The sequence below is a fragment of the Mycoplasmopsis verecunda genome, from assembly GCF_033546915.1.
Taxonomy (GTDB): Bacteria; Bacillota_I; Bacilli_A; order Mycoplasmatales; family Metamycoplasmataceae; genus Mycoplasmopsis; species Mycoplasmopsis verecunda.
The window spans coordinates 472,916-490,787 of sequence record NZ_CP137850.1 but is presented as its reverse complement, the minus strand read 5'-3'; the positions used below and the strand labels follow the sequence as shown (position 1 = coordinate 490,787).

The following is a 17,872-nucleotide window of genomic DNA, read 5'->3' as shown; positions in this document are numbered from 1 at the left end:
GTATTTTAAATCAAAATAAATTTTTTATTAAATCAGGAGAAATTATGAAAAAAGTAAGAAGAAAATGATTATTACCTTTATTAGCAACTTTACCAGTAGCGGCTAGTGCTTCAGGTATGATTTCATGAGCTACAGCACAAGAAATTAATTTATCAAATGACTTAACTCAAGCTAAGCAACAATTAAAACAATATGTAGATACTTTAAAATTTCAGTATGGAATTGGTGGATTAAGAACCATTGATATTGATGGCGGAAAATATCCAAAAGCAGATTCTCCAAATTATTACAAAGGCTTTAAACAAAGAATTGATGAACAAACAACTATTCAAGGATTAAATAACCTAAAAACTGAAATCCAAAAAACTTATAATAACCTTGTTAAATACTATCAAGCAATGTCTTCATATGCTACAGGAGACCCTTTATTAGGCTGAGGTTTAAATCCAGGCCGTGGTGAATGATTAGGATATAATGGTAGTTGACTTGGTGGTTTAAGATGACCTGTTAGAGAAAAAATTGGATTCTTTTATCCTTGAACTTCTTCACCAGCTTGAGGTGGAGCTAATAATACAGATTGGTGAAACAAGAAATTTCAAGAATTAAAAACTATAGTAGATGGATCACCTATATCACCTAATGATGGTAATAAATTTAATAAATTATCAAAAAAACTTTTAGATATGAATACATTAATGGATACACCGGATACAAGTGTTGATTTAAATGGATATACTCATGTTGGCCCAGTTGTTCAATGATATAGAATAAGAGGGGGTATGCAAGGTAACATCGGTGGAGCTAATTGAGCTGTCGGTGTTAGAGATGCTGATGATATAACTCCTTTAGTTGAATTCATTAACAAGTACAAGAAAATACTTCAAGTTTTACAAGATAATAATGTTTTACAAAATAGAAAAAATTATTATAATACTGACTTCTACAAGAATCTTATTACTCGCGATGAAAAACAACAATTTGATATATTAATGAGTTTCGTTAACAAAATAATTGATCAAAATCAAAATGTTATTACTTTAAGTGTAAATGGACATGAATTAGAACAAGATGGTGGTAAATCAGCTAACTTGTTAACTGATTGAAATGGAAGAGATAGAAATTATGTCGATCAAAATACTGAAAGAATAAATAATGCTCAAGCTAATGGAGCAAGAAACTATCAAACTTCAAAACAAAATATTGCGGCTAAACTTCAAGAAATGAAAGATTCTGGTTTATTTACTAAAAATATTCTTGATAATTTAACTGAAGAAGCTAACTCAAAAACCAATGCTACTGATTTAAATTTATTTATTAATAATACAAGTACATATTTCAATAATTACAAATCATTAAAAGAATCATTTGATTCATATTCAGAAAAATTTGATGAAAATCAATATAAGTTAAGTGATTTAGATAAACAAGAAGCTTATAGAGCCAAAATGACTCAAATTAGAGAAAAATACTTCAAGGGTGAGGATGATTCATTAATTGCTATGAATCCTTCATTAACAACTGATAAGTTAAATCAATTGAAGACAGAAATGAAAACTGAATACGATAAATTAAATGGTTCTCAAAATAAAGAAAAAGCTATAGATAAAGTTAATTCATTTTCAACAAACATTTCTGAAAGTGCTAAAGATTCTTTAAAAGATGCAATAAATGATACTGATAAATATTCTGAATTAAAAAAAGTTATCGATAATCAAGAAGCTTTTAACCAAAATGCTGGTGTTTTATTAAACACATATAATTCAATTCAACAAAAACTTGTTGACTCCAAACTTTCTTTAGATGATTTAATTACAGATCCAGAAGAAAAACAAAAAGTTAAAGAAGCTTTAAAGCAAGCCAAAGAACTATTAGCATTTCCTGATAATAATTCAGATAATAATGTTAAAGCTACAATTGTAAATTCATATGATTATGATAAAGTAAAAGCTGCAGCTGAAAAATTACATGATATTGATGTAATTATCGATAAAGCATTACAATGAGATAAAACCCCTGAACAAGAAAAAGCATATGAAAACTTATTAAAAGCTATTTCTGAAGCTCATAATACTAGCGAATTGTTAACATCAGATAAAATTGACAATGAAGCTAAAAAACAATTAAAAGCATTAGAAGAAAATGCTAAAACTAAAGCATTTAAGAAGACTCCTGAACAAATTCAAGCATTAGCTGATGAAATAAATGCTAAAGCTGCTGAAGCAGTAGTTCCAGCTAAAAATAAAGCAAAAGAAGAAATTGATAAGTTAAACTTACCGGAAGAACTTAAGAAAAATCTAAAAAAACAAATTGATGATTTATCTCCTTTACATTATCAATATTCAGCTAATATAATAGAAAACGGTAAAAATGCTGAATCAGCATTAAAATTAGCAAATTCTTTAAAAGATTCATTACTTAAACAAAAAGAATTAGATTCTTATAAGTATGCAGATGATGAATCACAAGCAGGAATTAATGATGCACTTAAAAAAGTTCAAGATTTTATAGATAATATTGATGCTACAAAATCTCGTATAGACTTTACCAATATCCAAAAAAATGCTTTAGCTAAAGTAGCTGAACTTAGAAAAAATTCTGCACCAATTATTAGTGCTTTAGAAACAGCTGAAGAAAACTTACCAGTAAATGTTGAATTAAAGAATAAATATGATGCTCAAAAATCTAAAATCACCACTCAAGCACAAGCACAAGCATTAACTCAAAAATTAAATAATGTTAAAGAGCTTTATAACTCAATTAATAATAAAGATATAAATCATAAATTAAATGCTTTAGCTCAAGATGGAGCTATAGCTTCAGATAAACAACAAGAATATCAAGAATTATTAAACGAATATAATGCTGTTTTAGTTGAACCTAGCGAAGAACAAAAAGCAGCTGGATTAGATAAAGTTCTAGCGACTGATGATAAAGTAAAAGTGGATCAATTAATTGAAAAGATTAATAATTTTATATCTGAAAATACTAAAGCTTTAGAACAACAAAAATCGCTAGCTGATGCAAAACAAGCAGCTGTAGAAGAAGCAAAAAATTTAAATAATTTAACACCTGAACAAAAAAATAAATTAATTGAAAATATAAATAATCAAGATTCAATTGATAAAGTAAATAATTATCTAACAAGTGGTAAAAGTATTGATACAGCTATTGCTAATGCAAATAAATTATTAAATGATGTAGCTAATGTACCAAATGAAACTAAATATACACAAGCTTCAAATAAACAAGATTTTGATACAAATAAAGATGCTTTACAAAAAGCACTTGAAACATTAAAAGCACAAGTTGAAATAACACCTCAAAATGCAGAAACATTAAGCAAACCTACAGTAGATAATACAACTAATTTACAAGATGCTAATAAGGCATTAAACGGTGATACTTTACTAGCTGATAAGAAACAAGCAGCAAAACAAGCTATTAGTGAAAATCCTAATTTAACTGAATCACAAAAAACCGCTTTAAATAAATTAGTTGATCAACAAAATACATTAAATGATGTTGATTCAATATCATCACAAGCTAATGCGCTAGCTAGCGCTAGAGAACAATTAGCAAGTGATATTAATGAAAAAACAAATTCAAAACAACAACCACAATATAAAAACTCAACTAATAAAGATGCATTAGATAATGCATTAACTAGTGCAACTGAAGCTTTAAATGCAAATAGTGAATTAAATGATACACAAGCTATTAGCACAATGGTTGAAGCATTACAAAATGCAAAAGAACATCTAGATACTGAAGCAGCTAAATTAAATGGTCAACAAAACTTAGAACAAGCTATTAATGAAGCTAAAGAAGAAATTGCTAAAAATTCTAATTTATCTACAGATCAAATTAATAAATTTAAAGATTTAATACAAAATGCTTCTACTTTAGATGAAGTTACTAATATATTAGATATCACTTCAAAATTAAATGTTTCTATTCAAGAACTTAAAGATAAAATTACTAAAGCTGAAGAAACACAAAAAGGTAATATATTCTTATATTCTTCAAAAAGCACTCAAAAAGCTTTAGTAGATGAAATAAAAAATGCTAATGATCAATTACAACAAGTACAAAATGCTGTAATTAATAATGTTCAAGAAGCTAATGCATTAAAAACTCAAAATGACTCTGAAGTTAACAAATTACAAGAATCAATTGATAAACTAGATGGTAAAGAAAAATATGATCAGCAATTAAATAGAATGTTACATTCGATTGATGATTCAGAATATTTAACTCCAGAACTTAAAGAACAACTTAAAGAACAACTTAAAAATGCTACAAATTCATCGGAAAGTTTAAAAGTATTTTCTAATTCAGTAGGATTAAATACTCAAGCTGAAGCATTAGTAAAACAAGTTACTTTAGGTGAAGAATTACAAGCAAGTGATATATATAAATATGCTACTAAAGAGCATAAAGATGCTTTAGACCAGGCGATTGCAAATGCACAAAAAGTATTAAAGGATGATAAATTAATCCCTGGAATAAGTAAAGAACAAACCAATGCTTTAATTCGTCCTATAACTTTATCATTAGATGAAGCTAAAAAACATATTAATCAATTAGTAGATATTTATAATAAAGCAGCTAATACAATTAACACTTTACCTAACTTAACACAACAGCAAAAAGAAGCTTTAATTAATGAATTAAATACTAAAACAACTGAAGAAGATTTAAATGCAGTTGTCTCAAAAGCTAAAGAACTTGATGAAGCTACTAAAGATTTTAAGGATGCTATTGATTCAGGAAATAATTTAAACAAAGAATCAAATGATTATAAGTTATCAGATGAATCAAAACAACAAGATTTTGATAGCATATTACAATCTTCTAATCAAGCTCTAGAAGAAGGCTTAGCAGATAAATCTTTCGATCAAATCAACCAATTAACAAATAATTTAAAATCTGCTCAAAGTAAATTAAATGGTGGTAAAAAATTAGAAGATCAAATCTCTAAAGCAAAACAAGATATTGATAATTTAATTAATTTATCTCCAGCTCAAAAAGATGCATTAAAAGATTTAATTTCAAATGCTAGTGATATTGATCAAGTCGTTGATTTATCACACGGTGCTTCTGATTTAAATCAAGCTTTACAAAAAGCTCAAGAAGCTGAATCTAAAGCATCAGAAGCTAAAAAACAAGCTAAATACCTTGATGCTGAAGAAAGTAAACAAAATAACTTTAATTTAGCTGATAATAATAATTCAACTACTTTATTAAATGCGAAAGCAAATAATGATTTAACTTCATTAGATAAAATTAATAATTTAGTTAAAGAGTTAAATAACAAATCTAGTGTTTTAAATAATGATATAGAAGCTCTTGATGGTGAGTTAAAGTTAAAAGATGCTAAAGATAAAGCTTTAAAAGAGATTGATGGTTTAAATAATTTATCAGATACTTATAAACAAAGCTTAAAAGATGAAATTAATAACCAAAATAGAGTCCAAGATGTTAATAATGTTTTAGATAAAGCAAATAAATTAAATAACTTGACTCAATCATTATTAGATAAACTTCCATCAGTTCAAGAAGCTAAGAGAAAAACAACTATTTATGCAATTGATCCTGAAATTAAAAAACAAATAAACAATGCTTTAGATTTAGCCGATGGTTTATTAAATAATTCTAAATTAAACAATCAAGTAACTTTAGAACAATTACAAGAAGTAATTAATAATTTATCTACATCTACAGAGAGTGTTAATAACCAAATTTCTGCTTTTGAAAAAGCTAGAAAAGAAGCTGAAGAACAAATTAATAAATTACCTAATTTAAATAATTATCAAAAATTAATGGCTACATCGGAATTAGAAAATGATAAAACAATTGCTCAAATCAATGTAATTGTTTCTAAAGCAAAAGAACTTGATCAAGCCACTAAAAAAATTAATGATGCTTACACACAAGCTAATACAATTGATAAAACTACAAATGACTATTTATTAGCAGATGAACAAGTAAAATTAAAATTTGACGAAAAATTACAACAAGTACAAGCATCTATTAAATCAGATTTAGCTAACTTAGATGCTAAAGCAATTGAAACATTAGCTAATGAATTAAACAATGCTACAGAAGCATTAAATGGTAATGCAAATGATTTACAAAATCACAAACAAGAAGCTATTGATTCAATTGAAAAATTAAGTAATTTACCACAACAAATTAAAGATAACTTCAATGAATTAATTAATCAAGCTAGTGATTTAGAACAAATCCAAGATATTGTTAATAAAGCTGCAAATCTAGATACAGCATTAAATAATTTAAATAATACAGTTACTAAAAGTAATGAATTAGTAAAAGCAAATGATACTAAATATCAATCAAACGATAAAACAGCTACATTTAATAATTCATTACAAAATGCTAAAGATTTATTAGCTCAAGTAGCAAATAGAAGTGGAAAAGATAATTTGAATGATTTAGAACAATTAAGTAATTCATTACAAGAAAAAGCTGATGAATTAAATAACTTAAATAATGATGCTGAAACAGCTAAAAATAATACTCTTGATCAAATTTCAAAATTACCTAACTTATCAAGAGATGAAAAAGACCAATTATTGTCTGAATTAGCAAAAGCTAAGAATAATGAAGACGTAACAAATGTTTTAGCAAAAGCTAATAAATTAAATGATGTATTACCTGAATTAAATGCTTTAACTCATTTAACCAATACACAAAAACAAGTAATTAAAGATAATTTATTCAAAGTGCAAAATGATGTAATTAATCAAATCGATGTCTTAATGCAAGATGCTAAGGTAAAAGATACTTTAACAGCTAAATTAAATCAATTAATTATTCAAGCTAATGAAATTGATAAAAACTCACAAGATTACAAATTATCAAGTTTATTACAACAATCAACATTTGATAAAACATTAAATAATGCTAATGATGTTTTAAATAAACAATATGCTGGCAAATCAAATGATGATTTATCTCAAATGATTCAAGAATTGCAAAATGCAATGAAATTATCAGGTAATGAAACAATTAATGAATTAGATGATTTAATTAACCAATTAAATCTATCTTCTGAACAAGCAAAAGATCAATTACATGATCAAGTTACTCAATTAAACACATTATCTGATGCTGAAACATTAAGAAACAAGATTCTTGATTTAAAAGATAAAACTAAAGAATTAACAAATGTTTATGATCGATATACTGTATATGCTAATACAATTGATTACAAAAACAAATTGAAACCTGAAGAATATAAAGAATTAAGCGATACTGTAGCTCAAGTTGAAAGTATTTTAAACAATACTAAAGATAAAGTGCTTGTAAATAATATCAATAATAGAAAAATATCTCAATTAGCACAAGCACTTCAAAATGCTTTAGATAATGCAAATAATTCTATTAAAAATGAATATCCATTCTATTGATGAATTGCATTAGCTGTTTTATCTACTATAATATTCTTAGTTGGTATTACTATAGCGGCTAAAAGAGCAAGAAATAAACAAAATAATTAAACTAATGAATAAGATATCCAGAAATTGGATATTTTATTTTAATTAGGGTTCTATCTAATTAGTCAACTCACTAATAATTGAAGTGATATGTAATTAGTTGATGAGTTATAAATGAAAATTAAAAAATTACAAGTAAGTTATTTTTTCTAAATCTTAAATATAATTAAATTAGTAAAAAATAGATTAATTATGTTGCAATACATAAAATAGATATTTTAAAACTTTAAAATATATAATTTAATTATGAAATAATTAAATTTAAACTCATTATCATACTGATGAGTTTTTTACCTATTGTAAAAGAATGGATGTTATTATGAAAAAGAAATCATTACAAAAATTAGCTGGTATTTTAGCAATTTCTCCAATTGCTCTTATTTCTATAGCTTGTGGAAATACTAAGGAAACCAACCCCGTCACCCCCCCGCCTGTAGTTAAAGATCCAATACAAGAAAAAAAGACTGCTGAACTAAAGCAAAAGTTATTGAATTTAGCAACAAAATTAAATGAACTAAAGAATGATAAATATATTGTAAATAATAAAATCAATGTTAATGTAAATAGCATTGATGATTTAATTGTGCAAATAAATGAGTTAAAAAATAAAGAAACTATAAATGACGAACAATATAATGAAGTTAAAAAGTGATCCGATGTATATGAGCAAAGAATTAATAATGAAAAGCAAAAATATTTAGATTCCTTAAAAGTTAGATACAAAGCATTACTTAATGATGTAAAACAATATCAAAATGAAATTTCTAAGCAAACTAATGATGAATTATCAAAATTTATTTTAAGTCAAGAACAAATTGATAACGAAACTGATTACGAAGTGTTTGAGAATTTAATAGTTAAATTGAATTCTTTAAAACAAAAAATAAATGATGAAGTTTTATTAATTATTAAAGAAAAAAATAATTTAATAGAACAAAATAAAAAAATAATTGATCAAATTAATGAATTAATAAAAGAACCATATCAAAGTCAAGATTTAATAATATTACGTGATGAAATCATTAAATCTATTAATAATTTAACTAGCTTAAATGTAAATTCTTCTTCATTAGACCAATTGCAAATAGTAAAACTATCACTTAATTCTCAATTACAATCAGCACAAGATTATAAAGCAGAAGTAGAAAAAAGAAAGCAATCATTAGCAATTTATAGTGAATTAGAAGTACTAACTAAGCAAATTGAAACATTAAAAAATAAGCTTAGCCTAGAAACAAACAATAAGTTTAATGCATTAGTTAGAAGATATCAAGATGATTATAACCACAAAAATATTAATGAATTAATTCAAGATAAAGAATCATTGACTGTACTATTACAAAAAGCTAAAGAAGAAGCTAAGGAATATGATAAAAGACAATTAGAAATTAAGAAATTTATAACGCTTAATTCTCAATTATTAGAAGAATTAAAAGCTCTTAAACAATTAAATAGATTAAGTGATGAGCAAAATAATAAAATTGTTCAAGCTGAAAAAGATAGTAATCAAGCTATTAATAGTAATGATTTAGATTTATTAAAAGCTAATAACAAAAATTTAGAAAACTTAATTGATGAAATTCAAAAACAGTTAAATATTATTAATGATAATAATGAAAGATATATTAATCAATTAATTAGTGAAATAAACACTTATAAAAATGAAGTTACTCAATTAATTAATTCTGCTAATGGTAACGATTTATCAAATGATTTAAAATCAGAAGTTTCTTCTGTATTATCTACATTAGATAAACATATAAGTGCTAGAAATAAAGAAGTCTTATTATCGGACAAGAATACATTAGAACAATTAATTAATAAGATAAATAGTGCAATTGAACAATATAACGAACAACAAAGACAACATTTAATCCAGTTAGCAAAAATTAAAAATAATATTATAAATTTAATTAATCAATTAAAAGCCAATGATGTTCAAAGTGTTTTACAACAAGAAGAAAAAAATAAATTTGCTGAATTAGAATCATCATTTAATCAAAATAATAGTAATTGAGACTTAAATCAATTACAAAATACTTATAATGAATTAATTAAATTACATACAATAGCTCAAAATAGAATTACAAAGAAAAATCAAGAAGAGCAAGCAAGAAGAGAATTAATTAATTCAAAAATAACACACTTATCAAGTATATTACAAGAAATTAATAATTATGATTTATCAAATATAAATCATGAATCATTCCAAATAATTAATAAATATATTGAAAAATCAAATAATGATATCGCAACAGGTAATTTAGTTGGATTACAAGAAGATATTGCAAAATCGGATGAAATTAAAGCTTTAATTCAACAAGAATTAAACAATTATGCTGAATTTGGTAAGCAAAGAGATAAACTAATATCTCAAATAGATCAATTAATTGCTCAAAAAGATAGTTTAATTACGCAAAATTTAATTCAAGAAAATACAAATAATAAGTTAACCAATACAATTACTCCATTTTTAAGTAAAGATATAACTCCAGATAATATTTCTACTATACAAAGTAACATCCAAAATGCAAATAATCTTTTAATAAAAGCTAATAAACAATATGAATTACTGAATAAGATAAATACATTTAAAAGTGAGGTTAATGCTTTACTAGCATATTATGAACCAATTAAGCAACAAGGAAATAGCTTAATTAATCGTTATATTAAACAAATTGATGATGAAAATAGTATTTTAGAAATTACACAACTAGAACAAATAGAAAAATCATTTGATAGTACTGTTGCCAACTTTAAGAATAATACAATTAAATATTACGATTCACAAAGAACTAATATTTTAAGTGAATTAATTATTAATAAAAATCAAGCAGAACAATATAAAAATACCTTATCTAATAATTACTCTGAGCAAATATCAAAAATTGATCAAATTATTACAGAATTAGAAAATAATAATACTAATTTAACTAATGATCAAATTAGTGAAAAAATCACAGTTTTTGCTAATAAATTATTAGGGTTTCAAAGAGAAATTCAAGTAATTAAACAAGGCGATTCATTATATGAAGATAAATATAACAAGTTAAATGCTACTTTAACTCGTTTACAAGCATTACCATCTACTAAAATAGATGGAGCTAATTATAAGACTCAAATTCCTTATTTACCTACTGAATATGTAAATTTAAACAATCAACAAAAATCTACTGGATTACAAAATCTTGAAACTTTAATTAATACTGTAAATACTACTTATCCAGAAAATATCATCAAATTAAAAGAAGATGCTCAACAAAATATATCTGTTCTTTTAGATGAAAGAGTAACTAACCGAAATGATATGTATTATGATTTAAATGTTAAAAGTATCTCAATTAATAATAAAAACTTTGATTTATACTTAAGACAAAAAAATAAATCTAATAACATTCAAATTAACTCAAAAGAATTGAAATTAAATTCAAATGATTTTAATGATTTAGAGGTTAAATACAATATCACTAGAGATAATGTTTCAACTTATATTTTAAAAAATGTTAAATTTGATGCAAAAACTCAAGATATTATTAATAGAATAAATCAAAGTAATATTGAAGATTTATTTAACTTTAATTATTCATACTTTACTCATTTCTATAAAGAAGATTTTATTAAGAATATTAATACGAATTTAAATAATGTATTTAACAAAAAATTCAGAAATCTTGAATGAAACTTCGATTATGATATTGAGCCAAATACTTATTCATTAACTGATGATAATAAAATAACCTTTAATGTAATTATTAGTTTTAAAGGTCAATTTATTAAAAGATTAACATTAACAGGTAAACAACCAGTTGTTTTTAAAGAAAGAAATATATTAGCTGAACAAACAAAAATAACATATAAATGAGATTTAACAAGACAAAAAGAATGACAAAACAATCAATCTAACGGGCTTATTAAATTAATTTCTGAAGATGTTTGATATATAGCTATTAAAGATAGCGATAATTCTAGTGTAAAAAGTTTTAATTACGAAAGTGAAAGTGATTGAAATTATATTCAACAAACATGAGAAGCTCCTTGAAATAAAAATAAATATACTTATGCTGAAAAAGTTAAATTTTTAACAAAACTTTTAAATAAATACTTAAATATTTCATTACCTGAAGGATACAATAAATGAGAAATTATAAATCTTGATAAAGATTACATCTTTAAGTATGATGACAGAAAGAGAACGGCAACTTTTAAAATAAAAATAACAGGCCAAAAAAGGCCGGAATATAACTATAATTTAGAAATTAAGACTAAAGATGCTGATGAAATTATTCAAAACGATCAAAAATGATGAGCCTTAAGAGATTATTTAAATAACTATCAAGAAATATTATCTCACTTGATTGTTAATAATCCAGAATTAACACACACCTTATTTATTGCTAGTGAAGGTGTTAAAAAGTTAAATGAAATGTATTCTCTACCTAAATACAAAGATTATGATATTGTGTTTTTAAATCAAAATCCTTCAGATTATTCTGTTGATGATATAAATGGTTTTGTCAACATTAAACTAGCTGCTATGAAAGATGGAAAAGTACTGTCTGATTGAAGAGCTAAAGGTAAAGAGTTCAGACTTAATTACTTCAAACCACGTACTTATCGTGATGTAAAACCAATTAATGGTGAATGATTTACAGCTGAGGACTTTAAGACAACAGGACATAATAAAGAAATTTCAGACATGGTTAAAGGGTTAAATGCTAATAATTTTGAATATCGTTTATCATGAGGAAAAAGAGTTTTTGATGCTGATGCCATAATGCGAGAAAAATCATATGATAAAATAAATTACATTTTAAAACTTAAAGCATCAAAAAGTGATAAGTCGAAAGATGATGAGAAAAATAATGGATTCAATAATGACCAAAATAGTTATGGTGATGAACACTTAGGAAAAGAAGGACCTAAAATTGAAGAAACTCCAATTATTGATAAAGATACTTTAGTTCCAAGAAATACTCCAACAAATAATATCGATGGAAGTAGATTAAATAATGATTTCTATATGTATTTTTATGATGTTAGATTTACAAGACAAACAACTCAATATGAATATGATGAAACCACAGGTCAATACAAACAAGTTCCAAAAACTATTGAAATGTTTGATCCTAGAAATATGAGCTGAACAATGATATTCAAAGTTGGATTCATATATAAAAAGGATTTAAATGAAAGATATACATCTGGCGATATAACATTGATTAATTTAAAAAACGATATGTTTAAAGATTTTTATCCTAATGTTATATTAAATAGAGTACAAAAATCTGAAATTAGATTAGACTATCAAGTAGATAACTTTAATCCATATGCTAATAATATTCTAAAAAGTAAAGAGACAACCTTACCATCTGAATTTGTAAAAGATTACAACACTAACAAAAATAATAACCCATGAAAAGTTTCTGTTAGAACTCCATCATATAAACGTATTAATTTAAATCCTAATGGATTTTATATCAAGGATGTTGCTAAACCCGATGATAAAAATGGTAGACTTTTAATTAGATTAGCCTACAAAGAGCCAGTTAGACAAGGAATTAATAATAACAAAGAATTTGTTGGTGATGTTTGGTATGTAATAGATGGATTTAAAACAAATAATCAAGCTAATGAAGTAGATTATTCAGATCATGTTTTATTATCTACATTGAAATTTAATGAATCGATGAAAAAAGTTTATAAATCTAATGGAAAAGTAATTAGATTAAGAACTAATGAAACAACACAAAAAGATAATTATTGAAAAGCTAGCGCAGATAAAAACTCAGTTCACTATACCTTGAAAAATGATTACTTTAAGCCTGTTTTAGAACAAAATAACACTTATGCTAAAGTCAAATTGCATTTATCGGCTAATATTAGATTTTTAGATAACTATACTTACGGAAGGGTCTTTGAAGGCTTAACCACAGGAAAAGAAGGTGGATTAGACTTTGAATTCAATTACAAAGAATTAAAAGATAATGGTAAACTTGTAATTAAAAGAAAAACCGATGAATTCGATAGTAAAACAGGTAAAGTTTCTGTAGCTTATACCCTAATAATTACTTTAATAGACGAAGGTATGCATTTTGAGTTTAAACTAGATAATCCTAATTACAAGATAATACAAGAAAAAGCAATTACCGAGCTATATAAACAACCATATTTCGATGTACCAAATGAATTGCAAAATACTTTTGATCCAGAAAAAGCTTTCTTCTTTGATTATTTTGCTGGAAGAATTACTTATGAGTATGAAAATGATATAGCTAATGAAGATTTCGGTAATGCTAATACCACAAATATAATTTCGTATAAGTACATGTCATTTACACAAGAAAATGTTCCTATTGTATTGTATAATCAAGATTCACTTACAGATCCATTTAAATATAATCCAAATCAAATGTTGTCATATAAATTGCATGATGGATATAAATTTGATAATGAATATTTACATGATGCATATAGAAATTCTGCAATTGGAAAAGATTTAGTCTCTCGTGCTTTTGCAACTACTTATGGTTCAGGTATGATGGTTGCAAAAGTAAATAAAGACCCTAATGATGGAAGATTTTACATTTTCACTAACCACCATGTTATCGCAAGTGATTCGACACAAAATAATCCAGAAGATAGCCAAGATGGCAGATGGACTTATGAAACAGTTTCGGGATTAAATTTTGAAAATGAAATTGATAAAGGTTTTAGTTATTGAAATCCTCCATATAATGTAGAAGCACCTGCTAAAATTATATGATCAGGAATTAATCAAACCAAAACAGGTTCTCGTAGAGATGAAACAACTGATTTACATAATGATGTTATTTTAAAAGGACAACATTTTGATGTTACTGTTGCAATTATTGATGTTAACAAAATAATTGATAAACAATTACGTTATGGGAATATTTATGTGGCTCAATGATATAAAAATTGATTTAATTTAAAAGATTTAAAATTATCCGATTTCTTATTAATTCAAAGCTTAAATAGAAATAAAAATATTCAACATGGATTATTTAATGGTTTCCCATTCGGTAAACAAGCTGGTTATATAATTCATAGAATGTCAAATGGATATAATGTTGATGGATTTTGAGCGCAAACTTCTTATATCCCTTCATTCTATAATCAAGGTAATTCAGGAACTGGAGTTATGAATGATACAGGAGATTACATTTCAACAATTAATTCAGGAACACCATTAAAATACCTAGTTGGTCAAAAAGGAGCTTTTGATAACGGTATTGAATCAGCTAACTATTACGGAATTAATAAAGAAGGCCAAGATCCGCTTAGCTTAATTAACAATCATTCATTAGCAAGAAATATAATGCGCCTTAATGCTTTTGCGCCAAATACTTATGAAATTCCATGATTCTTTAAGGAATTTATTAAATCAGAAAAATAATAAATAACCGAGAAACAGTCTCATAGAACTGAATTGTATTATGCTGTGCGACAATTGAAAAAAATTAAAAAGATGGTATCCCTAGTGGAAGATCATCTTTTTAATTTTTGATATTTTTCCTGAGTTTCCAAGTTGGAGACTCAGGAAAAAACTGCACCACTCTTTATTTTATTAAAAAGTGTTGCAGTTAGGATTACGATTCAGCGTATATGCACAATTGATATCTAATGCGATTCTGCAAAAGTCAGGAGAATGTATCCAAATACATTATCACAAATTGACTTGTGTAAATAGTTTTATTAAAGGTTATAGTTCTAATGCGATAAACATAACAATTGGTATTGCAAATTAAAACACTCATTGCTGAGTGTTTAAAACTTATATTAAGCGGTTGCTTTAGTTAGCTTAATTTCTAATTGGTATGAATTAGATGAAACTTTTCAATCATCTTTAGCACCATTTCCAGATCCGAATTTAAATGTTGCTGTAACTTTTGATTCATCATCTGATAATATAGCATCTACCATTGTTTGATATCTTGTTTGTCCTTCAGAATTTACTCTGTGTGGTGTTGTAGCATTAACCATTTGGACATTATTGTCTTTGAAAAATGCGATTTCATCACCAATATTATAATTACTTGTATTTCTTCCATCAACTTTTGTTGTTAATTTATATGATTTATAATCGTATCCAACTTTATTTTTAGTTTCTTCAGATTTGATTGATTCTAATAATTTAGCTGAATCTTCAGCATTTAATGTTACTGAAACTTTTTCAGCTACAAATTTAGCTCCTTCTTGATCTAATTTTTTAACTACTGCATCTTCTACTGTAGGTGTGGCTCCAGGTTTCGTATCATCATTTTCTTTTTTGTTTTCTACCGGTTTAACAAAGTTTACATATAATTTAAATTCTAATGATGATACAGTATATGGTTTGTCTTTTCCTTCATACTTAGCTAATTTATATGTTACAATTGCATAACCTTTATCTTTGAATAATTCAACAGTTAGAAAACCACTTGGATTAGTTTTATTTTTATTATTAGTATATAATGGGTTTTTAGCATTAGCTAACTGTGCTTTATTATCTTTTAATGTAGGAATTTCTTGTCCTATAACATTATCTCCAGAAGCTTTACCTGTTCCAGTTGTAAGTTTATATGACATGTAATCATAATTAATTTGTGGAGTAGGATATTTGGTGCTTACTGCTTCCACTTTCTTAAGGAATTTAGCTGTCTCATCAGCATTTAAAGTTACTTCAAATTTAGATTCCATTAATTTTCTACCTAATTCATTTACTGCTTGTACTTCGCTAGTGGCAGAAGAATCTTGTGCAGGGATATCTAATGCTGGTTTAGCAACTTCTTTTTTATCATCACCACCTGTTCCCGGATCTTGCTTAGGTGGTGTTTTTCCTTGATCACTATTTCCTGGTGTTACTGGTGTAGGGGTTACCACTGGAGTTGGATTTGTTCCGTCACCATTGCCTGGTGTTACTGGTGTAGGGGTTACCACTGAAGTTGGATTTGTTCCGTCACCATTTCCTGGTGTTACTGGTGTAGGGTTTACTACTGGAGTTGAATTTGTTCCATCACCTGGTTTTTCAGGATTTTTAGTTTCTGTACCTCCTCCACCACATGATGCAGCAACGACTGGTAAAATAGCAGCTGATACTCCTGATAATGTAATTAAAAGTGTTTTAAATTTTTTCATTTATAAAGTTCCTTTACTTATTAATTAATAGCATATTAAGATATTTTCATATCTATATAAATTATAAAATATTTTTAGAAATATATCCAAATGTGGAAATGTGGAAATATTATCATTTTATAATGTATTTTAGTGTTTTACAGTACTTCAAAAACAATCTATATTTCATATAATAAAACAACTTTAAAATCATTTTTTAAGTGGTTAACCAACAATAAATTACCAATTAACTTTCTTTTTAAATTATTTTTATTTTTGATAAAAAAATTTAAAATTAAAGTAATTAAAAAAGGAGGCAAATATGTCAGATGAAAAAACAAAAAATAATATAGAAAAAAAGAAATATATAGACTTAGTTGAATTTAGAAAAAAAGAAATTCAACATGCTATCCTTTTAGCAAAAAAAGAAAAAGAAAAACAAAACTATAACACTGAGCAAAAGTCATTGCCTTGATATAAAAGAGATTTATTTATTAACCTTTTTGGAGCAGGTGTTGCACTTTTAATAATGATACTTATTATTTTAATTGCATACTTAATTAAAGGTATTTAATGATAAAGTTATTTCAAACACCAGAAGTTTCAACTACTTTGGCAGCTGAAACAAATAATAATATATCAAGTAGTTCAATCACAGCATTAATAATACTAGCTGTTTTTATTCTTGTTATTGCATTGAGTATCTTAATGCTTTATTTATGACCACATATTTATAGTTTTATTTCTTCTAAAATTAAAAAGACTAGATACGAGAAACTCGGTAAAAGTAGTCAAATTCGTTTAATTAACCAATTAAGAGAAAGCGTTGAATATTTCTCTAAAAATAAAATCGGTGCTTTAATAACAATTGAAAATAATGATAATATTGATAACTTAAGAACCGATGGAGTTGTACTTAATTCTAATATCTCAAGTTCACTATTGATTGCTATTTTTAATAAAACAAGTCCATTACATGATGGAGCTGTAGTTATTAGAGATAATAAAATTTATTATGCTGCTACATTTTATAAAATAACACGTAAAAGTGTTGATCCGAAATATGGTTCACGTCATCGTGCAGCCATGGGTATTTCAGAGCAATGTGATGCTACCACAGTTGTTGTTTCTGAAGAAGATGGAAGTATTAAGATTTTAAAAGGAAGCATTATACAACCTGTTAAATTAGAACAATTCCAAGAGCAATTAATTAAATACTTGAAAGAACAATAATA

At 25.7% G+C, this 17,872-nt stretch carries 5 protein-coding genes; 4 read left to right on the top strand and 1 reads right to left on the bottom strand.

Annotated elements, in window-relative coordinates:
- Positions 1-44 precede the first annotated feature (44 nt).
- Positions 45-7,523 carry a GA module-containing protein gene (locus SAM46_RS01990; RefSeq protein ID WP_159442397.1) on the top strand — a complete coding sequence of 2,493 codons (7,479 nt, stop codon included), beginning with the start codon at positions 45-47 and terminating at the stop codon, positions 7,521-7,523.
- Positions 7,524-7,839: 316 nt separating this feature from the next.
- On the top strand, positions 7,840-14,937 hold the full coding sequence (locus tag SAM46_RS01985) for an MGA_1079 family surface serine endopeptidase (protein ID WP_078746807.1): 7,098 nt from the start codon (positions 7,840-7,842) through the stop codon (positions 14,935-14,937).
- A gap of 383 nt (positions 14,938-15,320) precedes the next feature.
- Here SAM46_RS01985 and SAM46_RS01980 read toward each other — a convergent pair whose 3' ends face one another.
- Positions 15,321-16,658, bottom strand: a complete 1,338-nt coding sequence (locus SAM46_RS01980) for a variable surface lipoprotein (RefSeq protein ID WP_078746806.1) — start codon at positions 16,656-16,658, stop codon at positions 15,321-15,323.
- Between the two features lie 301 nt (positions 16,659-16,959).
- Here SAM46_RS01980 and SAM46_RS01975 point away from each other — a divergent pair, with 301 nt between their 5' ends.
- Positions 16,960-17,211 (top strand): hypothetical protein, encoded by a 252-nt coding sequence (locus SAM46_RS01975; protein ID WP_078746805.1) that lies wholly within the window; start codon positions 16,960-16,962, stop codon positions 17,209-17,211.
- A 134-nt stretch (positions 17,212-17,345) separates the two neighbouring features.
- Entirely contained in the window at positions 17,346-17,870 is a 525-nt protein-coding gene (locus tag SAM46_RS01970) for a diadenylate cyclase (protein WP_404824656.1), read from the top strand.
- Positions 17,871-17,872 lie beyond the last annotated feature (2 nt).